The organism is Kribbella sp. NPDC051952, from assembly GCF_040680855.1.
Taxonomy (GTDB): domain Bacteria; phylum Actinomycetota; class Actinomycetes; order Propionibacteriales; family Kribbellaceae; genus Kribbella.
This window is the reverse complement of the sequence record NZ_JBFAXQ010000011.1, coordinates 198,407-219,872: the sequence shown is the minus strand read 5'-3', so window position 1 is coordinate 219,872 and position 21,466 is coordinate 198,407. Positions and strand designations below refer to the sequence as shown.

Below are 21,466 nucleotides of genomic sequence, written 5' to 3'. Positions count from 1 at the left end.
GTTTCCTCTCAGGAGGTGGGGGGCTCAGGGAAGTAGCAGGCGGCCCGGTGTTCAGTGCTGCCCTGGACGGGCTCGAGCACCGGTCGTTCGGTCGCGCAAACGTCCTCTGCTTTGTAACAACGGGTCCGGAAGGGGCATCCGGACGGCGGCGAGATCGGCGTCGGTACGTCGCCGGTCAAGACGATCCGATCGCGTTCGACGCCGGGCTCGGGCACGGGCACCGCGGACAGCAGTGCCCTCGTGTACGGGTGCGCCGGCGACGAGTACACCTGGTCGGCAGGCCCTTCCTCGACGATCGTGCCGAGGTACATGACCGCGACCCGGCTCGCCACCTGGCGTACGACGGCCAGGTCGTGCGCGACGAGCACGTACGACAGGCCGAGCTCGTCGCGAAGGTCCGCGAGCAGGTTCAGCACCTGGGCCTGGACCGACACGTCGAGCGCGGACACCGGCTCGTCGCAGACCAGCAGATCGGGTTTGACGGACAACGCCCGTGCGATCCCGATCCGCTGCCGCTGACCGCCGGAGAACTCATGGGGGTAACGCTCCAACTGCTCCTCGGACAGGCCGACCTGGTTGAGCAGCTCGACCAGCTGCGCCCGGGTCGGCCGGATCCCTTGCGCGCGGAACGGCGTACTCAGGATCGTGCCGACCGACTGGCGCGGGTTGAGCGACGCCTGCGGGTCCTGGAAGACCATCTGGATCTTGCGCCGGACCGGCCGGAGCTTGCGGCCGCGGACCTTGGTCACATCCTTGCCACCGATCTCGACCCGGCCCGTGGTCGGATCGAGCAGCCGGGTCGCAACCCGGGCCAGCGTGGACTTGCCCGAGCCGGACTCGCCGACCAGACCGACCGTCTCGCCCTTGCGGACGACCAACGTCACGCCGTCGACCGCCTTCACCGCTTGGGCCGCCCGCCACGGCGCCCCGCGCAGGCCGAAGTACTTCTTCACGCCATCGAGGCGAAGCAGCTCGTCAGACATCGGCCGGCCTCCGTCCCAGGTGGCAGGCTGCCTCGTGATCGCCCTCACCCGGTCGCGGCGTGAGCTCCGGCCGCTCGGTGATGCACCGCTCGCCGACCTGCTTCGCGTACGCGCAGCGCGGCTGGAACGGGCACCCGGTCTTGATCGAGCCGGGCGACGGCGGGCTGCCGGGGATTGTCGTCAACCGGCGATTCGGCGGTACGTCGACCCGCGGCATCGCACCCAGCAGGCCCAGGCTGTACGGGTGCGCCGCCCGGTAGAACAGGTCCCGGACCGTGCCACGCTCGGCCGCGCGACCGGCGTACATCACCAGCACGTCGTCGGCGACCTCCGCGACGACACCGAGGTCGTGCGAGATCAGTACGAGCGCCGTACCGAATTCCTCCTGGACGTCGGCCAGGAGTTGCATGATCTGTGCCTGCACGGTCACGTCGAGTGCGGTCGTCGGCTCATCCGCGATCAGCACTCTCGGGTCGTTCACCAGAGCCATAGCAATCACGACCCGCTGCCGCATTCCCCCGGAGAATTCGTGCGGGTAACTGTCGGCCCGGCGGGTCGCGTCCGGGATGCCGACCTTGTCCAGCATTTCGATCGCCCGGCGGTGCGCGACCTTCTTCGAGACGTCGTGGTGGAGCCGGTACGCCTCGGCGACCTGCCAGCCGACGGAGTAGTACGGGTTCAGCGCGGACAGGGCGTCCTGGAAGACCATCGCGATGTCGTTGCCGCGGATCTTCCGGAGGTCGTCGGTCTCCAGACCGATCAGCTCGCGGCCGTCCAGCAACACCTCGCCGGTGACGTCGGCGTTCGACGGGAGCAGGCCCATCACCGCGGCCGAGCTGACGCTTTTGCCGGAGCCGGACTCGCCTACGATCGCGAGCGTCTCCCCCGGCGCGACCGCGAAATCGATCCCGTCGACGGCCGGGACCAGGCCACCCTCGGTCCGGAACGTGACGTGCAGGTCGTGCACCTCGAGCACTGGCTCAGCCATGGCTCACCCTCGGGTCGAGCACACCGTGCACCACGTCCACCACCAGATTCGCCAGGATGATGAGGAAGGCCGAGAACAGCGTCACACCGACCACCACGGCCACGTCCAACTGCGCCACCGCGCTGATCAGCAGGTCCCCGAGACCCTGCATGCTGAACACCTTCTCGGTCAGGATCGCGCCACCGAGCAGGCCGCCGAGGTCCAGGCCGAACAGCGTGATGATCGGCACGAGCACGCCGCGCAGCCCATGCGTCACCACCACTCGCGCCTCGCCCGCACCCTTCGCCCGCGCGGTGGTGATGTAGTCGAGGCTGAGCTCCTCGATCATCTGCGAGCGGGTCAGCCGGATGTACGACGCCGCTTGCAACACCGCGAGTACGAGCCAAGGGGTGACCAGGTGCCAGGCCCAGTCGACCGGACTCTCGGTCAGGGGGACGTAGCCGTTCACCGGGACCATGTTGAGCCAGAACCCGAAGACCAGGATCGCCAGCAGGCCGAGCAGGAACGACGGCGTCGACACCCCGATCAGCGCGACGCCGACGGACAGCCGGTCGAGGAGCCGACCGCGGTTGAGGGCCGCGACCACGCCGAGCGAGACCCCGAGGACCAGCCAGAGGATCGCGGCACCGATCGCGATCGACGCGGTGATCGGGAGCCGGTCGAAGATCAGCGTGGTGACCGGACGGGCCAGCGGGAACGAGTAGCCGAAGCACGGTGCGTTGCAGTGCACAGCCGCCGTACCGTCGCCGAACGTGCGGCCGGCGAAGATGCCCTTGAGGAAGCTCAGGTACTGCTGCAGCGTGGTCTGATCCAGCTGCATGAAATGGCGGGCGGTCTCGAGGCGGTCCGGCGTACAGGGTTTGCCGCAGGCCAGGTGGGCCGGGTCGGCCGGGATCGCGTAGAAGACCAGGTAGACGGCGAGGCTCAGCGCGAGCATCACCAGCAGGGCCGCGAACAGGCGGCGGAGAATGAACCACACGAGGTCGGGCATCTCAGTGGTCCCTCCGCAGCCGTACGTCGAACGCGTCCCGGACCCCGTCGCCGAGCAAGGTGAACCCGAGTACGGCGAGGAACAGCATGGCACCGGGGAACACCAGGAACCACGGATCCGCGCCGGTGTAGACCCAGGCGATCGAGTCCGAGATGGAACGGCCGAGGCTGGGTGTCGGTGGTGGTACGCCGACCCCCAGGAACGACAGCGCGGCCTCGGCACCGATGTAGCCGGGGATCGACAGGGTCGCGATCACCAGCACCGGGCCGAGCAGGTTCGGCAGGAGTTCGCGGGTGATCACGTGCCAGCCGGACGAGCCGACGCTGCGGGCCGCCTCGACGAACTCGCGGGCGACCAGGGACTTCGCCTGGTTCCGGATCAGCCGGGCCAGGCCGGCCCAGCCGAACACGCTGAGCACCAGGATCAGCAGCAGCCAGCGGGGGAACTTCGCCGGGATAATGATGCCGAGGGCAATCATGAAGACGAGCTGCGGGAAGCCGAAGAGGAAGTCGAGCAGCCGGGAGACGACCGCGTCGTACCAGCCCCCGAAGTACGCCGCGCTGATGCCGACCAGGGTGCCGACGACGGTGGTGATCGCGGTGACCACGACCGCGATGAACAACGACGTACGCAGGCCGAGGACGACGATCGAGAACAGGTCACGCCCGGTCAGCGGCTCGATCCCGAACCAGTGGTCGCCGCTCACCCCGCCGATCGCGCCTTTCGGGGCGTTGCCGCGGGCCGGATCGAGCAGGTCGATGTGGTACGTCAACGCGTCCTGACCGGACAGCTTCACCAGCAGCGGCGCGACGGCCGCGATCACGATCAGCAGCGCGACCAGGACCGCGCCGATCCGGGCACTGCGATCCCGCCGAACCCGGCGCAACGCCTGCCGGGTCGGCGATACGGTCCCGGCGACCGAGGAACTCACAAGCACTCCCGACAGGTTCGAATCACGCAGCCGACAAAACCTAGGCCGCATCCTCCCACCACCACGGATCCATCTCGAATCCCGAGAATCTCGGCTTGGTAACTCCACATCGGGTTAGCTGATCTCGGTTGGTTACGCTCCGCTTGTGGATGGCCAGGTGGTGGTTGGCGAGCGGGTGGTGCGGTACTCGGTTTACGGCACGGTCGGCGGTCCGCCGGTGATGTCGTTCGGCGGGTCGCCGAGTACGCGGTGGAAACGGCCGGACGCCGTGCGGGCAATCGAGGAATCGGGCCTGTGGATGGTGGTTCCGGACCGGCCCGGGTACGGCGGTTCGACACGGCAACCGGGTCGCACGGTGGCGTCGGTGGCGACAGATACCGAGGTACTCGCGGACTCCCTCGGCTGGAATCGTTTCGCCGTGACCGGCGGATCAGGTGGCGGACCTCACGCGCTGGCGTGTGCCGCCCTCCTCGCCGATCGCGTCACGCGGTGTGCGGTGACCGGGAGCAACGCACCGCCGATCGTGGACGGACCTGAGCCGACCGAGGACGACGAGAAGGCAGATCCGCGCCGCAACCGCACCTCCTGGCTCGTGGCCCGCGGCGAGCAGCACCTTCGTCCCCTGCTCGAGGACACCGCCCGGAGCATCATGGAGCGGATCGAGGCCGGCGGACCGGAGATCCCGCCGGATCCGGAGTCGCCACCCGGTCCCCCGGCCCGTGACGACGCCGACGCGATGGCCCGGCTGAACGCGACCTTCGTCACCAGCCACGACGGCTGGATCGACGATCATGTTGCCTTCGCCACCGACTGGGGTTTCGAGTTCGCCGACATCCATGTCCCGGTGGGCCTCTGGTACGGCTCCACCGACGAACGCGCCGGCAAGTACGCCGACGTCCTGGCCGCCGCGATCCCGCACGCCGAACGCAAGCCGTACGCCGGCGGCCACATCCCGCCAACAAATGCGTACCGCAACCTGCTGAGCTGGTTGACACTGTCCTGATGGAGATAGCCCGCCAACTCGTCGAGGAGCTGTACCCGAACGCCCGCGCCGCCTGGCTCGGCGGGAGTGTGGTGCGGGGTGATGCGTCGCCGACCTCCGACCTCGACATCACCGTGCTGCTGGACGGGCCGCCGGCGCCGATGCGGAGGTCCTTGGAGTACGGCGGGTGGCCGGTCGAGCTGTTCGTGCACACCGAGAAATCGCTGCGGTACTTCGCCGACAAGGACCAGCAGCGCCGTCAGCCGAGCATGATGCGTCTGGTCGGCGAGTCCGTCGTACTGCTGGATACCGACGGCTCCGGCGCACGGTGGCAGCAGCTCGGCCGCGACGAGGTGGCCGCCGGACCGAAACCGTTGACCACCGCGGAGCTGGACATGCTGCGCAACGGGATCACCAATCTGCTGGACGACTTCGCTGACGCATCCGGCGACGAACGAACGGCGATCGCCTCGGTGGTGTGGCAGGACGCTGCGCGCCTCCTGCTGAGTGGAGCAGGTCGCTGGACCGGCACCGGCAAGGGTCTCCTCCGCGAGGTCGTCGCCTACGACAACGACCAGGCCCACGCGTTGATGGCCGGCGTACGCGCGGAGGACGACAGTCTGGTCACGGCAGTCGACCGGATCCTCGACCTGCACGGCGGCAGGTTGTTCGCCGGCTTCGAGCTGTCCGCGGACATCTGAGCGGTCACTCCGCGTCGATGAGCTCCCAGCGGCGCTTGGGGATGAGGCGGATGGCGACGACGGCGACCACGACCCCGACGAGGAAGCCGGGGATGATCCAGCGCCAGCCGGTGAGGACTCCGGTGGTCGCGGCCTGAGCCTGCGGGGGTGTCACCGAATCCGTGACGGCGCCGGTGGTGGGCTTCTCGGTCGGCGCCGCTGTTGCCGGTGGGAGGTAGCCGTCGTCCGGCCCGGCGGTCGGGCCGCCGTACCAGGGCTCACCGTTGTGCTGGCCGGGGAGCATCTTCAGCGTGCCCAGGAGCTTCATCAGGGCCGCCGGATCCACTGCTGTGTGCCAGACGGGCTTGAGGTTGGCGACGTTGCCGTCGTACGACTCCGAGGTGGCGATCCACGGGCCGCCCGGTGCGTCCGGGTAGATGACGTCGATGCGCCAGACCGACATGTCGTGGATCAGCCAGGTGGCCCGGACGAAGTGGCCGGCGTCGTGTCGCTCGGTCCCGGGATCGGGTTTCGAGACGGCGACGTCGGTCAGTCGTTGGAGTTCGGTGTAGGCCTTGTCCTCGTAGCCGACGGCAACTACGTGCGGCGGCGCGCTGAGCAGGACGCTGGTCGGACCGCCGGCGTGAGCAGGCGTGGCGCCAGAGAACAGTATGGCGAGGAGTGCGGCGAGCAGTGTGAGCGTACGGCGGACCATGGTGGCTCTCCCTGATGACGAGGACTCACCCCGGATACACCGCCGGTGGCTAGGAGGTTCCGCTCGCCAGCTCGACCGCTCTGGCCTTGTCGACGCCTTCGAGCCGGAACGTCACGTCGCCGCGTACCCAGACGAGCGTGGGGCCGGCGATCCGGATGACGCGCTCCGCACCGCTCGGCTCCACCAGCACAAGCTGATGCGGGGTCTTGAACCAGTAGCCGTCGACGTCGGGCACGAACTCGACGCTCTCGTAGATCTTCTTGATGTAGCCGTACGAGACCTGCGCCTGGAACTGCTCCAGCCGGACGCCGGGCCAGCTGGTCACAACCGATCCCTTCGACGCCTCGACACCGGTCGGCGCACCGAGGGTCTTGGGCAGTGCCGGTGTGAACCCGGCGATCCGGGCAGCCTCCTCGAGCGACAGGTGACCCTGCACGCCTGGGACCGGTGGGGCCGTACTCGGGCCGGTGCCGACGGGCTGCGCCTGCACTCCCCCGATGTTGAACCACTCTGCAACTGTCGCTCGTACTGGCGGGGTCAGGGCAGCGCCTGCGATCAGCACCAGGCAGCCGGCCACGAACGCGCGCCAGCGGTCCCTCAGACGCCTGCGGACGGGCAGGTTGGCGACGCGGGACAGGACTGTGGCGGTCAGGTCGTCGGCTACCGGAGGTACGACGGCAGAACGTCCTAGGACTCGCAGTTCGTCGTCCAAGTTCATCGCTGCACCTCCTTGTCCGGTAGAGCCTCACGTAGTCGGCCCAGGGCTCGATGCAGGCGCGACTTGACCGTTCCACGTGGCCAGCCGAGCACTGCGGCCGTTTCCTGCTCGTCCAGGTCCAGCAGGTAGCGGCAGGTCACCACGCGCCGCATCGGGTCGGGCAGAGCGCGTACGGCGGCCAGAAGCTCGGTCCGCCGCTCCAGCGACACGGCTTCCTCGGCTGGATCCAGTACGACGTCCAGCGGGGCGGCCAGCTCCTCACGCTTGGACCGGCGACCGCGGGACCGGATGACGTTGCGGGTCTCGTTCGCGACGATCCGCAGCAACCACGGCCGGAACGCCGACCCTTCCCGAAACGACCCGAGTGAGCGGTACGCCTTCACGAACGCTTCCTGTACGACGTCGTCCGCATCCGCACCCGCCCCGAGAAACACCGCCGTACGCTTCGCCACCTGGGCATGCAGCACCACCAGCTCGCCGTACGCGGCCGACTCCCCACCCCGCACCCGAGCCACAATCGCACCCTCACCACCCAGCCTGATCCAAGCCTCCAATCACCGTTCACGCACCGCGGATCCTCACCGCCACCCACGCTGGGTCGATCAACTCCCGCCCGCAGCGGGTCCCCTGACCCATCGCGGGAGTTGTTTCAACCTCAACCCACCGAGCGGGCCTCCAACTCCAGCCCGCCGAGCGGAGCGAGGCGGTTTGCTGTCATTTGTCTTACACCGCCGGGATCTGTCGGGTTCCCTGTATAGGGTCGACAGCGTGCCAGATGTCGATGCGTCTTTCCTCGCCCTTCCCCGCCACGAGCTCGCCGAGGCCGCGCTGCAGCGGGCTCGCGATCTCGGCGCCACCTTCGCCGAGTTCCGCCTGGAGCGGATCCGGTCCGAGTCGATCAGCCTGCGCGACAGCGTGCTGGAGAACGCGAGCGACGACGAGGACCTCGGTCTCGCCGTCCGCGTGATCCACGACGGCACCTGGGGTTTCGCCGCCGGTGTCGCGCTCACCGTCGACGAGGCCGTCCAGGTCACCGAGCAGGCGGTGAACATGGCCCAGGTGTCCCGGCCGATCAACGCGGAGGTGATCGAGCTGGCCGACGAACCGACGTACGACGACGTCACCTGGGTCTCGTCGTACGAGATCGATCCGTTCAGCGTGCCGCGGGCCGAGAAGATCGCGCTGCTCACCGACTACAGCGACCGGCTGCTCAAGGCCGACGGCGTCGCCCACGTGAGCGTCCGCGTCGCCACCGTCCACGAGTGCAAGTTCTACGCGAACTCTGAAGGCACGTCGTACACCCAGCAGCGGGTCCGGATCGGCCCGAAGCTCACCGCCCACGCCGTCCAGGCGGACCGGTTCGACTCGATGTCCACCGTCGCGCCGCCGGCCGGCCGCGGCTGGGAGTACATGACCGGCACCGGCTGGAACTGGGACGAGGAGCTGGCCCAGATCCCGGGCTGGCTGGCCGAGAAGATGGCCGCGCCGAGCGTTGAGGCGGGCGCGTACGACCTGGTGATCGACCCGACCAACCTCTGGCTCACCATCCACGAGTCGATCGGCCACGCCACCGAACTGGACCGCGCTCTCGGCTACGAGGCCAACTACGCCGGCACCAGCTTCGCCACCACCGACAAGCTCGGCTCACTCAAGTACGGCTCGCCGGTCATGCACGTCACCGGCGACCGCACCGCCGAGCACGGCCTGTCGACCGTCGGGTACGACGACGAGGGCGTGGCCGGACAGCAGTGGGACCTGGTGAAAGACGGCGTACTGGTCGGCTACCAGGTCGACCGCCGGATGGCGAAGGTGAACGAGGACCTGCTCGGAACGCCGCGCTCCAACGGCTGCGCGTACGCCGATTCGTCCGGTCACATCCCGATCCAGCGGATGGCCAACGTCTCCCTGCAGCCCGCGGCCGACGGCCCGTCGACCGAGGAGCTGATCAGCCAGGTGCAGAACGGGATCTACATCGTCGGCGACAACTCCTGGTCGATCGACATGCAGCGGTACAACTTCCAGTTCACCGGGCAGCGGTTCTACAAGATCACCGACGGCAAGCTCGACGGCCAGCTCCGCGATGTGGCGTACCAGGCCACCACCACGGACTTCTGGGGCTCGATGGAAGCAGTCGGCGGCCCACAGACGTACGTCCTCGGCGGCGCACTCAACTGCGGCAAGGCCGAGCCCTCGCAGTCCGGCGCGGTCACCCACGGCTGCCCGTCCGCCTTGTTCCGCAGCGTCCGCATTCTCAACACCACGCAGGAGGCCGGCCGGTGACGATTCAGCTCACCCCGCAGGACACGATCGAGCGGGGTCTCGCCCTGGCCACGGCCGAAGGTGCCGACGGCTGTGTCGTGATCGTCGCGGAGACCTCCAGCGCCAACTTGCGCTGGGCAAACAACACGCTCACCACGAACGGCGCGATGCGCGGCTCGAGCGTGACCGTGATCGCCACCGTCGGAGCCGGTGAGGGTACGGCGGCCGGCGTGGTCGGCCGCTCGTCCGTCACCGACGACTCGTTGCGCGACGTCGTCGCCGCGGCGATCGCGACCGCACGCGCCTCCAGCCCGGCCGAGGATGCCCGCCCACTCGTCGACGGCACCGTCGGCGCGGACTGGGACGCCGAGCCCGAGCTCACCTCGGTCAATGTGTACGAGCGGTTCGCGCCGGCTCTCGGCGAAACGCTGAAGCGCGCGACCAAGGAGAGCCGCTGGCTCTACGGATTCGCCGACCACGAAGTCGTCACGCTGTACGTCGGCTCCTCCACGGGCCTGCGGGTGCGTCACGCCTTGCCGCGGGGACACGTCGGCTCGACCGGCAAGACCGGTGACCTGAGCCAGTCCGCCTGGGTCGGCGCCGCGACTCGCGACTTCACCGACATCGACGCCCTGGCGCTCGACGCCGAGCTGACCCGGCGCCTCGGTTGGGCCAAGCGCAGCGTCTCGGTCGATGCGGGCCGGCACCCGACCGTGTTGCCACCGGCAGCCGTCGCCGACCTGATGACGTACCTGTTCTGGGTGTTGGACGGCCGTGATGCGTTCGAGGGCCGCACGGTCTTCTCGCAGCCCGCGGGCGGCACGCGGATCGGTGACACGCTGTCCACCCAGCCCGTGAACCTCGTCTCGGACCCTGCGCTGCATGGGCTCGAGGGGCTGCCGTTCGTGGTAGCCCGGTCCTCCGGCGGTTCGGCGAGCGTCTTCGACAACGGGCTGACGCTGGCCGCGACCGACTGGATCCGCGGCGGCAAGCTCGAGAACCTGATGACGAGCCGCCACACCGCCTCGGTGATCGGCGCCTCGACGGTCACGCCGGACATCGACAACTACGTGCTGTCGGTCGACGGCGCTTCCGGAACGACGGACGACCTGGTCGCCGGTCTCGACAACGGCCTGTTGCTGACCTGCCTCTGGTACATCCGGGCCGTCGACCCGCAGACCTTGCTGCTCACCGGCCTGACCCGTGACGGCGTCTACCTGGTCGAGAACGGCGAGGTAACCGGTGCCGTGAACAACTTCCGCTTCAACGAGAGCCCGGTCGATCTCCTCGGCCGCTTCACGGCCGCCGGCGCGACCGTGCCGGCCCTGTCCCGGGAGTGGGGCGACTACTTCTCCCGGACCGCGACACCACCGCTGCTGATCCCGGACTTCAACATGTCCAGCGTCAGCCAGGCCAGCTGAAACAGCAGAACGCCCCGCGAAACTCGCGGGGCGTTCTGCGTGACCTGGATCAGACGGTCGGGTAGCCCGGCTCGGTGGGGCCGCCCATGCCCGGCTGGCCACCGAAGCGCTCGGCACCCTTCGGGTCCGGACCGTACTGGTTGTCACCAGCGGTGCCCTCCTGGGCCGCCAGCACGATGAACCAGATCCAGCCGATGCAGGGGATCAGGTTGATCAGGATCCACCAGCCGGAACGGTTGGTGTCGTGCATACGCCGGATGCCGACCGCGATGGACGGCAGCAGGACGGCGAGGCTGTAGATCGTCGACAGCCAGCCACCGCTGCTCGTGCTACCACTGCCGAAGTCGAGGCCGAGGATCCGGTCCAGGATGCCCACGATGATCGAAGCGATCACGTTGAAGAGCACGAACATCCAGTACTCTTTGCGCCGGGCCCGGCCGCTGAACACGGTGTACTTCTTGAGAACGTCGATGTACCACTGCATTACTGATCTCCGATGGTCGAAGGTGAGACGCGGACAGAGCCTGTCGGAACCGGTCGGGTTCGTCAATGCAACTTTTCGCTTTGGTGACCACACCGCAATCTGACGCGCCGGAGCTAGAGCCAACTTCACCTGTTCGGAACCGACCCGGCCGTCGACCCAGCCTCCGGATCACCTAGAGCCGGCTTCAGCTTTCCTTGGCCAGCGCCACTCGCCGCATCCGGTGCGGCCGCGGGCCTTCGTCGTACGACGTGGTCTCGTCGAGCCGCCAGCCGTCGGCCAGTTCGGTGATCAACGAATCGTCGAAGAATCTGCCGACGAACCCGTCGTGCATGGACAGACCTTCGCCGAGTTGCTTCCAGTGCTGTGCTTGATTTGACGAGCTCATCGCCGTCGGGGAACACGGGTCGTCCGCGGACCAGACGGCGTACACGAAAAGCCCGCCAGGACAGAGGACGCGCCGGATCTCGGCGACGAGTGATCGCAGTTCGGCGCGGGAGAACGCCATGTTCAGCAGGAGATTCGCGAACACCGCGTTGACGGTCGCATCGGCCGGCGGCAACGGATCCCGTACGTCGTGCAACGCCGCCGTCACGCGATCGTCGAGACCCTCACGCTGCGCTTCCAGCCGCACCTGATCGAGCGCGGCCTCGCTGAAGTCGGTCGCGTGGACGCTGAACCCCTGTCTGGCCAGGAAGAACGCGTCCCGCCCCTGCCCGGCGCCGAGCTCCAGCACGTCATCGATGCCTGCGGCACCGAACGCTTCGGCCGCCCACTGCGCCGCGGCCGAAGGTTCCGAGCCGTGCAGGTGCGGGTGCTGTGTATACGCCGTCTGCCAACGTTCCTGCTGAGCCCTTGCGAGCTCGACGTGTCCAGTCTTCATGTTGCTCCCCGTGTTCGTCACGCCGATCTGGCCGACAGGCGGACCGCAGCAGCCTACGTCACGAATTAGGTAGACGTACTCATGCGGCTGTCCGTTCCTCGCCGAGATAGTGAAGTGAGCCTGAGGAGGACTCGATGCCGACAGCCGCAATCACCTGCCCGACGTGCAACACCCAGCTGCAGCTCACCATCGAGCCCACGCCGCCACCGTTGCCTTCGTACCCGCCGCCCTTACCTGCTTATCCGCCCGCGCCTGCCTACCCGCCGCCAGCGCCGCCTGTGCCGCCTGTGCCGCCTTTTCAGCCGCCGGTCTCGCCACCTGCGCCGGTTTATCCGCCTGCGCCTCCACGTGGTGTTGCTGCTCCTCCCCCGCCTCCGCAGGTTGCTGCCCAGACAGCGCGCCCCGCCTCTGGCACACGTCCGCCTTACCAGTCCCGCTTCGGAGCCCCACAACGCCTCCCACAGACCCCGCGCGTACGGAAGACCCACCGCTTGAGCCCCCAGGCCACGCTCCTGAGCCTCGGCGTACTCCTGCTCCTGGCAGCCGGCGTCACCTTCCTGGCCGTCAACTGGGACAGCCTCCCCGTCGCCGCGCAGGCGGGCATCATCGGCACTCTCGCCGCCATCGCGTTCGCCGGCTCGATCCCCGCCAGCCGCCGCAAGTTGGCCGGCACAGCCGAGGCCCTGGCCATTCTCGGCTGTGGCCTGCTGACCGTCGACCTGTTCGGCGCCCGCGCCCTCGGCCTCATCTCACCGGACACCATCGACGGCTTCACCTACAGCGCGATCGCCTTCGGATCCCTTGCCCTGATCAACCTCTTGATGACCCGCCTGGCCCCACGCGTAGTTACTTACGGTGTTACGACGGTCATCGCCGGTCAGCTTCCGTTGCCGCTGATCCTCTTCGACCGCACGAGCTTGCCAGTCCTGCTCGCCGCCCTGATCGCGCAGGTCGTCATAACGCTGGTCCTATCGGCGCTGGGCACCGCAATCGTCCGCCGTACTGGCGCAATCACGTCAGCCGTCGTCCTCTGCGGCGTACTCATCACCGGCGCGACACGGACCTTCCTCGGCCTGCTGGCGACGTACGGCGATCTCGTTGATCCGCTGAACCTCTCGAACACGATCGCAACGACCGCCGTTGTCTGCGTCGCCGCCGCGACCGGCCTCGCCATCCTCCACAAGCGCCCACTCCCCGCGGCGTTCAAATGGGGACTGGGTGAGGCCGTCTGCGCCGCCGCAGCGGGGTTTGCCGTCGCCACCTGCCTGCCCCAACTCCCCGGCCCCGGCCGCTGGCTGACCACCGGCCTCGTCGCCGCCCTTGGGGTCACCGAGATCCTGGTGGCGCGTCGCACTGGCCGGTTGGCGCTCGTACTGCATGTCAGCACGCTCACCGTCGCCGCGGTCGATCTCTTCTTCTGCCTGCTCACCGACGACATCCGGCAACTCGGTTACCTCGCGGCAGTCATCGCCGTACTGGCCGTCCTCGCCGCCCTGCGCAAGGTGGTCGACGCGGTCCCCGCCGCCGGGGTCGCGTCCTTGGCCGCGCAATTCGCCATCATCCTGTTCGCCTTCGACGAGTACATCGCCCTCTGGCCGGCCGCCGTCTCTCTAGCCCTCGTCGGCGCCGCCGGCATCGCGCTTGCCTGCCGGTACGTCGGTCAGCCGCTCGAACGTGTCCTGATGAGCTCAGCCGCCTGCGCCGTGGTCCTGGCCGAGATCATGGCCGCCACCACCGACGCCGACACCGCAACCGGCGTAGTCCTCACCATCGCCGCCGCCCCGTTGGTTGCCTATGGCATGAATCCCTTGCGTCGCTGGGGTCTGGTGCTGGCCGGACTTCTCCTGGTCATCGCCAACACCGCCTTCGTGATCGGCGCCGGCGGCACCACCCTCGAGTGGTACACCGTCCCACCCGCCGTCATCATGCTCACCATCGGCGTCCTCGCCTGGCGCACCCAACCCAGCTGGATCTACCTGGGCCCCGGTCTCCTCCTAGGCCTCGTCCCCAGCACACTAATTGCCGACGGCAACCAAAACTGGCTCCGCGTAACCCTGGTAGTAGCCGCCGCCCTAGCCGTAATCGCCATCGGCACCCAACGCAGCCTCCAGGCCCCCTTCCTAATCGGCGCCGCCGTCCTCCTAAAGATCGGAATCTGGCAATTCATCGACGTAGCCCCCTTGATCCCCCGCTGGATCACCCTAGGCACAGCCGGCCTGATCCTCCTATCCATAGGCGCCACCTACGAACGCCGCCTAACCCAAGCCAAACAAGCCACCCGCTGGGTAGCCACCCTCCGCTGAGAATCAAGTGCTCGTCTCACTCGACCGACACTCGCGAAACGGTCGCCGACACGCCAATTGGCGGATACTGAAATCTCAGGCGACCGTTTCACCGGGGGCTCTATGGCTGGCGACCTCTCCCTGCCCTCCGAGGCCAAGGCACTCGTATATGACTTCACCGTCCTCCGGAAGAACCAGGGCCTGAAGCAGATCCGAGTGACCGAAGACCGGGCCGGCAACCTCCTCGGCTCGCGGGCTGTCCGCGACTACATGGACAGGCACGGCGTGGGTGATCCTGCGGCCGCAGCGGTCCAGGTGGTCATCGACGCGGTACGGCGATTGTCGGTCGAGTCCGACCAGATCGTTGCGGATGGCGTGCTCGGATTGGGTCTGTTCCAGGCCGAGTACATCGATCAACACGTCGACCCACGAGTGATCCAGGCTCTCCAGACCGCCGATCTCGGTGATCGGCGCGACTCGCTGAGGCGCCATTGGCACGGTTTGCATGAAGCCGTCGGCGCCGGTGCGCCCGAGACCCCCGGTGACCGCTATCTACGCGACACCATCGAGCCACGCATCTTCCGCGACCTCGCCATGCTGATAGCTGACTCCTCCGAGGACCACTCGCAGGCCGGTCCGATCACGACCGCGCCGCGATCCCTGTCCGAAGCCGCGCGGACATCGGCCAGCGGCAGGGTTGTCGTCGTTGGCGGGGTAGCCATGGATCACGTCTTCCACAGTGACGCCGTACCCCTGCCCGAAACCTCAGTCATGGCCGGCGATTACATCCGGTCGCCAGGAGGCAAGGGTCTCAGCCAAGCTGTGGCCGCCGCCCGTCTCGGCCTCGATGTGGTCCTGATTGCGGCCTGCGCTGACGACCAGGACGGCGAACGGATTCTGCAGCATCTGGAGACAGAGAAGGTCGACACCTCGAGGTTGAAGATCCTCGGCAACGAGACGACACCGCAGACCGCGGTGATCGAGTTCCCGGACGCCGAAAGCGCCGCGGTCGTGTGGCACAACGAGAGTGCCGTCAGTCTGACAACGCAAGACGTGCACAAGCATCGTGACGTACTCGCGGAGTGCGATGCAGTCCTGCTCACGTTCGAGATTCCCCAAGACGTTCTGTCGAGCACGCTCAATCTGGTCAGCGGTCTAGGCCCCGAACCACCAGTCACCGTCGTTACGCCAGGGCAGCCGTACGACTACGGTCCACCATCCGGCCAGGCGTTCGCGCACATCGACTACCTCGTGGCCCACAGTTGGGAGCTGCGGCGGCTGAGCTACTACACGCCCGGCAAACAGGCATCGCAGCATCTCGGCGAAAGTTTCCTTCGGCTAGGCGTGAAATCGGTCTGCGTTCTGGGCAGCCGCGGCGGAACCATCTATTCCCAGAACGCACCACCCCGATCCATCACACCTCCACCGTCAATGCTGAAGGAATCCTCCATCACGAGAGACCTCTTCTGCGCCGCGCTCGTCGCCCGCCTGGTGGAAGATCACTCCCTGACCGATGACGCCGTCCGCTGGGCAACGGCCGCTATGGCCAGCTTCACCGAGGACTACGCCAATGCCCGTACCTTCCCCGACCGCAACCGCGTGGACCAGATGCTTCGAGCCTTTCCCGGGGGGACATGGCACTGACTCCGCTCCTCCGGATCTCTCGCCTTCGCGGGGAGTACGGATCAAACGACAGACGTCTGCAGATGTAGGGACTCCCCTCCGCATTGAGGAGACACTCAACCTTCGAGGAGTCAGATGACTCATCGGTTCGCATCAGAGTCGCCGGAGGTTGCCTCCCTGGTTTCGGTCTTCACGTCTCTTAGGAGGAACGAAGGCCTGACGGCTGAACGTGTCGCGACCAGTCGTGCGCAGCCCCTTCTTCACCTCCCGGTAGTGATGGAGCAATCAGCACGAACAGGTAGGGACGTGGCAGATGTCGCAGTTGAGCTCGTTCGGGACAGCGTGCGCAATCTGCCGGATGTCACCGACCGGATCATCGCCGACGCAGTACTCGGGCTCGGAATCTTTTCCGTCGAGTATCAGGCTTTTGGCCTGACCGCGCGCACCGTTCGCAACCTGGCGCTGGCAGACCTCGGAGTGCGGCGTGCAGCATTGCTCTCGAACTGGTCGGACCTGCATCGAGCCCTGACGGAGCCCGATAGGGGTGAGATTCCGGTTGCGCCGAGGGATCGAAACCTCCGAGGACGAACGGAGGTGGAACTCTTCGAGAGGCTCGCACTCCAACTGCTGAGTGGCCTCGACCCCCGCCAGCCCAAGCACGCGACGGATCCCGTTGTCACCGTCGATGCCAACCTGGAACCACAGCCCGACCCGTCGGCACGCAAGGTGATTGTTCTCGGCGGTGTCACGATCGACCATGTCTGGCGAGTCGAGCGCCCGCCGGATCTGGAGACCTCCAAGCTTGCCACCCACTACAGCCGATCTCCCGGCGGTAAAGGCCTCAGCCAGGCAGTAGCAGTCGCCCGCCTAGGGTTCGCTGTCTCCCTACTCGCGGCCGTCGGCAGCGACTCAGAGGGCGAGGAGGTCCTGCATCACCTGGAACGCGAGAACATCGACACATCCATGATGGCGACTGTCCCTCAGTCGGGGACGCCGACTACGGGAATCTTCGAGCGACCGTTCGGCGAGAGCGCGGCGGCCGTCTGGCGTGGCCCGCTGGCCCTCGACAGCAGTCACATCGACCACTACGCGAAGGAGCTTGCGAGCTGTGCCGCCGTTCTCATGACCTTCGAGGTTCCTCCGGCGATCCTGCATCGCACGCTCGACCTTGCCGTCAGTGGAACCGAGCAGCGACCTCTCGTCGTCGTCACCCCGGGGCAGCCTTACACCGGCGCCGGTCTCTCGATCGGAGCCTTGCGCCAGATCGACTATCTGGTCGCACGCCCGTGGGAACTGGAGCGGTACGCACGGTCTCCGGAGGCGAGGTACGACCCGGAGCAGCTCAGCGAAGGACTCCTGAGGCAGGGCCTGAATGCACTCTGCGTCCTGGGAGCGCGAGGCGGGACTGTCTATCTGAGTTCCGGTACCTCGATGGACATCCCCGCAACATCCTCTGTGATCAAGGAGTCGTCCATCACCCGTGACGCGTTCTGCGCCGCTCTCGCGACCGCGTTGATAGAGCAGCGCCCACTGCCCGACGCCATCCGATGGAGCGCGGCAGCGATGGCAGCCGTCGCCGAGGACTACCGCAAGTCCCCTTCTCCGCCGCTGCGGGCACGAGTCGAGGCGATGTACCAAAAATACTTCAGCTGAGAATCCTGCCGATTGGCGGCCAGAGACTGCTCGCGAGTCCGAACCGAGTGCCGATTGGCACGCTCACGCTACAACGACTGCGGCGCCAGGCCTTGGGCCGGCTTCCTGTCGAGCCATTCGGTGCGCCGGCGTCCGGACGAGCTCCAATCCTCCATCTTGCCGTCCAAAGTGCGCCTCACGCCCGAGATCACCCCGGGTTGACACCCAAATGTCCTGCGCTGCAATCAGTATCGAGAAGAATTTCAAGCACGGATTGGGGTTTCCGTCGCAACCTGTCCCGGCACCACTGGTTGTGAAATTCAGAATCGAGGCTCGCCATGGCCGGAAGTCAAGCTGTCGCGCTGATGCTCATCATCATCGTCGCCTACTACATCGCCAGCTACTGGAGGAAATTGGTCTTCCTCCTGGCAGTCGTCGTGATCTCCGTCTTCGGCTTCGGAGTGTTCATGCTCGCCCAGGTCTTCCACGGGGAGCCGTCGACACCCGACGACCAGATCGTGAAGACCGAGACCACAACTCACCAGAACTGAACGCCAGGACCACCTACCTATACGGGAACGACAGTTGGCCGCGGCCAGCCGCGGCCAACAACCGACAGGAGTAGCGACGTGCGCGACAACAATTCGCCCGAAGATCTCCAAATCATTTTGCTACACATTCTGGAGAAGCTACGGTCGAGTGGCGGGGCGACCTTTTCGCGCCTGTATTCAGGTCGGGACGGCCTGACTGCGCCGCTGCTAGAACTCGCCACCGTTAAATGGTACGCAACCGTCCGGGATGTCGCGCCGGAGTCCAGTGCGCTGGCCGTGATCGGGGAATGCGTTCAGGAGCTCAGTACAACGGACAAGGTTGTCGTCGACGCAGTGCTCGGCCTGGGGCTATTCGTCGACGAGTACGCACAGTCCAGGATCAGCAGGCGGACGATCCAGGGTTTGTCGGATCGCCAGCTACGTCAACGCCGGCGCACACTGATCGACAACTGGCACGCACTGCACAAGGCGCTCGCCGGCGGTGCTGGCGATCCGCCAACTGGCAACGTCCCGACTGTCGGTGCCCTTCGCGCCAGTATCGAGCCAGACGCTTTGCAGGCGGTCGCGCGGCAGCTTGTGAGTCGCGAGGTGTACTCGACCCGATCGACAACCAGCGCGCTTCCTTCCTTCGGCGGGGCCGCACGACCTTTGTCCGAACGGACTCGGGGCAGGATCCTCGTCTTTGGCGCAGCCGTCATGGATGCGATCTTCCGGATCAGCGAGCCCCCTCGCTGGGAGGCGTCGAGTGAAGCACAGGAGTTCGTGCTTTCACCAGGAGGCAAAGGTTTGAAACAAGCCGTGGCGGCAGCACGGCTGGGCCATCGTGTTTCCCTTGTGGCAGCGGTCGCCGACGACCGATTCGGCACTGAGATCGTGAATCATCTGCGCGCAAACCATGTCGACACCTCGTTGCTCAAGATCGTGCCCGGGGCGGACACACCTGTCACGGGCGTCCTCGAGATGGACTTGGGTGACAGCCTCGCGGCGTACTGGCGCAACGAGAAAGAAGTTCGACTCGATCCATGGGACTGCGACGAGCTAGTCCCCGAACTACTCGACTGCGACGCCGTGCTCATCACGTTTGAGATTCCCCGGGAGACAGTTGAACACACGCTAGCCCTGCTTCACGAAGCCGGTCGCCGCCCACTGACAATCGTCACAGCGGCCCAGCCGTATCCTGATGGAACACTGGCTCCTCGCTCGCTCGCACAGATCGACTACTTGGTCGCGCATCCCTGGGAGCTCCGCCGTCGCGCCTTCAGCGGTGCGCAATCATTCGACCCTGATACGGTCGCTCGCGATCTCCTCAAGAGCCGGGTGGGGTCGGTGTGCCTCCTGCTCAGGGGCGGTTGCACCATGTATTCGCGATCCGCGAAGGACGTAATCCAAACGCCCGTCTTCGCGTCGATCTACAAGGAATCTGCGACCGCTCGCGACGCGTTCTGCGCCGCCCTCGCTGACGAGCTGATCCAGAGCGGCGAACGATTTTCGGCTGCGGCTGCTGCCTGGGCATCGGCTGCGATGTCCCGTGCGATTGCGGACTACCAGCTCAATAACTCGTTGCCTACGCCAGAGCTGATCCAGGAGATGCTGACCCGACTCCAGACTCGTTCCTGATCCCGTCAGTACAGCTACCGGTCCTCATCGCCGACGCATGGTGGGCACGTGATCCTGAGGAATCGATTCGGTCTTTCCACGCAAGCGAGAGCAGTAGATTGAAGAACCGAGCAACTGCGCGCGGCTGACCTCGAGCGGAACCCCCAATTGATCCTGCAGTTCCTGCCGGTTGGATGTCCCGAACTGAATGCGCAGTTGACGAGGCGTGATGTACCTGCGGTGTAGGTACATATACGGACGCGGCCTCACGCGCATCCATTCCTGCCAGTTGGCAGCACGGTAACTGGCTCCGGCGAAGCCCAGGTTAGGGTCGACGGTCGTGGCGAGCAGGGCTACCTCGGGTCGCTCGCGTCTGATCCAACGTCGCACCTCTCCCAACAATTTGGAGATCGCGTTGTACGGCGCGACGTCGAACGAATAGACCCTCGAGATGTCCCAAACGCGCTCAGGCGGGACACCGTACCGCTGCTGGATCGCACTGCCGAGGCGTCGCCAGTCCAGCGCGTCGCACTGCACAGGGCGACGGGCAGGCCGCTGGATCGATCGACCAAAGCAAAGTTCATCGATCCCGGCCGTGCGCTACGCAAATAGTGCATATGAGTCAGAACGGTGAAGGCCGTGTCATCGTCGTACACAGTGAACTGCAGGTCTGCAAGATCGCGGATCTCACCTGTCGGCGCTAGGGCGCGTATGGCAGCGACGTCAGCCGACAGTTGGCGGCCACTCCGGCTCATCTCCGCCACGGCCATCCGCCTACCGACGATGCCATCAGGCCTGGCGACCCGTGGAAGGTGCAGTCGGGTCCGAACCGCTAGCGCCCATCCCTCGACATTGCGCCGTTCCGCGACCTTGTATACGACCTCCACGAACGGCGACTCCACTTGCCGGCATTCGGCCAGAGTGAGACCTATAGGCAGGAGCGCGAGCAAGTCATCAGTGGTGTCCCTACTGACGCCAGACAAGCCGCGTTGTCTCCTATCCCCCGTCGGGCGATCCCCCGACCGACAACATGGTACGCGGCAACGGCAGACTTCACCTCTGAGTCGACAAGGCGCTGCTGGGACTGCTCGACCAATGGCGGCGCCTGGCAGCTTTCACGAGGATCTTGTAGCGTCCCCAAACCTCGTCTTTGCGCAACTTCCGGAAGGGCATCCGAACGTCCGCGTTGTACTCAATCGACTCATCCACAAGGGTCTGGTAAGGCGCGCAGATCACCGGCGTGCCACGAAGTGGCTCGAACTGGTCGCAGGTCACGTCAACGACCAGGCGCTCTGTCGACGATGGATTGCCGACCTCGATCCAGCAATGGAGATCCGAGGTTGTGCCGTCGCCTCTAGTGAAAACAACATCGCCAACGCAGTAAATCGCCTGCCAGCGGAATGCCCATCTGAACCTGCGTAACACCCATGCGGCACTCACCCCACACTGCCCAAAGGATGCCAGTTCCTCCAGGTCGCTGTGCGGTCGACGACTAACCTCCGCCTCGATCGACCCCGGGTAGATGGTGGCGTCCGACCAAGCCCAGTGCAGGGCGGACCGATGTCTGCGCAGTCGCTTGATGATTGCGTCCTGTGCAGGTTGGTGAGTGACCACCCCCTGGAGCAAGAACCACGCCCGATCAAGCGCCGTCCCCATCAGCCCAGGGGCGGCGTATATCTCCCCTTTGTCATGGCAAGCGCCTTCTGGTCTGTCGTCGCCGTCAGGCCTACCGATTCCCTGTCGAAGGTCA

The 21,466-nt window shown here is 66.5% G+C and carries 19 protein-coding genes; 9 read left to right on the top strand and 10 right to left on the bottom strand.

Annotated elements, in window-relative coordinates:
* Positions 1-8: 8 nt before the first annotated feature.
* From AB0L70_RS21900 to AB0L70_RS21885, 4 genes are read right to left on the bottom strand one after another with little or no spacing between them, the layout of a single operon-like run.
* Entirely contained in the window at positions 9-983 is a 975-nt protein-coding gene (locus AB0L70_RS21900) for an oligopeptide/dipeptide ABC transporter ATP-binding protein (RefSeq protein WP_363686838.1), read from the bottom strand.
* On the bottom strand, positions 976-1,971 hold the full coding sequence (locus tag AB0L70_RS21895; protein WP_363686836.1) for an ABC transporter ATP-binding protein: 996 nt from the start codon (positions 1,969-1,971) through the stop codon (positions 976-978). The genes AB0L70_RS21900 and AB0L70_RS21895 overlap by 8 nt, the downstream gene beginning before the upstream one ends.
* On the bottom strand, positions 1,964-2,962 hold the full coding sequence (locus tag AB0L70_RS21890; protein WP_363686833.1) for an ABC transporter permease: 999 nt from the start codon (positions 2,960-2,962) through the stop codon (positions 1,964-1,966). The genes AB0L70_RS21895 and AB0L70_RS21890 overlap by 8 nt, the downstream gene beginning before the upstream one ends.
* Position 2,963: 1 nt before the next feature.
* Entirely contained in the window at positions 2,964-3,893 is a 930-nt protein-coding gene (locus tag AB0L70_RS21885; protein ID WP_363686831.1) for an ABC transporter permease, read from the bottom strand.
* Positions 3,894-4,038: 145 nt separating this feature from the next.
* On the opposite strand from AB0L70_RS21885, the gene AB0L70_RS21880 reads away from it, so the two are divergent.
* Positions 4,039-4,896, top strand: a complete 858-nt coding sequence (locus tag AB0L70_RS21880; RefSeq protein ID WP_363686829.1) for an alpha/beta hydrolase — start codon at positions 4,039-4,041, stop codon at positions 4,894-4,896.
* Entirely contained in the window at positions 4,896-5,576 is a 681-nt protein-coding gene (locus tag AB0L70_RS21875; RefSeq protein WP_363686827.1) for a nucleotidyltransferase domain-containing protein, read from the top strand. The genes AB0L70_RS21880 and AB0L70_RS21875 overlap by 1 nt, the downstream gene beginning before the upstream one ends.
* Positions 5,577-5,580: 4 nt before the next feature.
* Here the strand turns inward: AB0L70_RS21875 and AB0L70_RS21870 are convergent, their stop codons facing one another.
* The 3 genes from AB0L70_RS21870 to AB0L70_RS21860 are packed head-to-tail and all read right to left on the bottom strand — an operon-like array spanning position 5,581 to position 7,503.
* Positions 5,581-6,270 carry a hypothetical protein gene (locus tag AB0L70_RS21870; protein WP_363686825.1) on the bottom strand — a complete coding sequence of 230 codons (690 nt, stop codon included), beginning with the start codon at positions 6,268-6,270 and terminating at the stop codon, positions 5,581-5,583.
* Positions 6,271-6,319: 49 nt separating this feature from the next.
* Positions 6,320-6,988 carry a hypothetical protein gene (locus AB0L70_RS21865; RefSeq protein ID WP_363686823.1) on the bottom strand — a complete coding sequence of 223 codons (669 nt, stop codon included), beginning with the start codon at positions 6,986-6,988 and terminating at the stop codon, positions 6,320-6,322.
* Positions 6,985-7,503 (bottom strand): RNA polymerase sigma factor, encoded by a 519-nt coding sequence (locus AB0L70_RS21860; protein WP_363686821.1) that lies wholly within the window; start codon positions 7,501-7,503, stop codon positions 6,985-6,987. Before AB0L70_RS21860 ends, AB0L70_RS21865 begins: the two co-directional genes overlap by 4 nt.
* A gap of 253 nt (positions 7,504-7,756) precedes the next feature.
* On the opposite strand from AB0L70_RS21860, the gene AB0L70_RS21855 reads away from it, so the two are divergent.
* Entirely contained in the window at positions 7,757-9,268 is a 1,512-nt protein-coding gene (locus AB0L70_RS21855) for a TldD/PmbA family protein (protein WP_363686819.1), read from the top strand.
* On the top strand, positions 9,265-10,668 hold the full coding sequence (locus AB0L70_RS21850; RefSeq protein WP_363686817.1) for a metallopeptidase TldD-related protein: 1,404 nt from the start codon (positions 9,265-9,267) through the stop codon (positions 10,666-10,668). Before AB0L70_RS21855 ends, AB0L70_RS21850 begins: the two co-directional genes overlap by 4 nt.
* A 49-nt stretch (positions 10,669-10,717) precedes the next feature.
* Here AB0L70_RS21850 and AB0L70_RS21845 read toward each other — a convergent pair whose 3' ends face one another.
* Together AB0L70_RS21845 and AB0L70_RS21840 are read right to left on the bottom strand one after the other, a co-directional pair.
* A complete protein-coding gene (locus tag AB0L70_RS21845) occupies positions 10,718-11,152 on the bottom strand; it encodes a DUF805 domain-containing protein (protein WP_363686815.1) in 435 nt (144 codons plus the stop codon).
* A gap of 184 nt (positions 11,153-11,336) precedes the next feature.
* Complete coding sequence (locus AB0L70_RS21840) at positions 11,337-12,032, bottom strand: class I SAM-dependent methyltransferase (RefSeq protein ID WP_363686813.1); 696 nt, start codon at positions 12,030-12,032, stop codon at positions 11,337-11,339.
* Between the two features lie 491 nt (positions 12,033-12,523).
* On the opposite strand from AB0L70_RS21840, the gene AB0L70_RS21835 reads away from it, so the two are divergent.
* The 5 genes from AB0L70_RS21835 (at position 12,524) to AB0L70_RS21815 (ending at position 19,737) form a co-directional block, all read left to right on the top strand.
* Complete coding sequence (locus AB0L70_RS21835) at positions 12,524-14,335, top strand: hypothetical protein (protein WP_363686811.1); 1,812 nt, start codon at positions 12,524-12,526, stop codon at positions 14,333-14,335.
* Positions 14,336-14,437: 102 nt separating this feature from the next.
* Complete coding sequence (locus AB0L70_RS21830) at positions 14,438-15,958, top strand: PfkB family carbohydrate kinase (protein ID WP_363686809.1); 1,521 nt, start codon at positions 14,438-14,440, stop codon at positions 15,956-15,958.
* 114 nt (positions 15,959-16,072) lie between these two features.
* Positions 16,073-17,590 carry a PfkB family carbohydrate kinase gene (locus AB0L70_RS21825; RefSeq protein WP_363686807.1) on the top strand — a complete coding sequence of 506 codons (1,518 nt, stop codon included), beginning with the start codon at positions 16,073-16,075 and terminating at the stop codon, positions 17,588-17,590.
* Between the two features lie 317 nt (positions 17,591-17,907).
* Positions 17,908-18,120: a hypothetical protein gene (locus tag AB0L70_RS21820; RefSeq protein WP_363686805.1), complete on the top strand. Its 213-nt coding sequence runs from the start codon at positions 17,908-17,910 to the stop codon at positions 18,118-18,120.
* A gap of 78 nt (positions 18,121-18,198) precedes the next feature.
* Complete coding sequence (locus tag AB0L70_RS21815; protein WP_363686803.1) at positions 18,199-19,737, top strand: PfkB family carbohydrate kinase; 1,539 nt, start codon at positions 18,199-18,201, stop codon at positions 19,735-19,737.
* A 24-nt stretch (positions 19,738-19,761) separates the two neighbouring features.
* Here the strand turns inward: AB0L70_RS21815 and AB0L70_RS21810 are convergent, their stop codons facing one another.
* Complete coding sequence (locus tag AB0L70_RS21810) at positions 19,762-20,253, bottom strand: hypothetical protein (RefSeq protein ID WP_363686801.1); 492 nt, start codon at positions 20,251-20,253, stop codon at positions 19,762-19,764.
* Positions 20,254-21,466 lie beyond the last annotated feature (1,213 nt).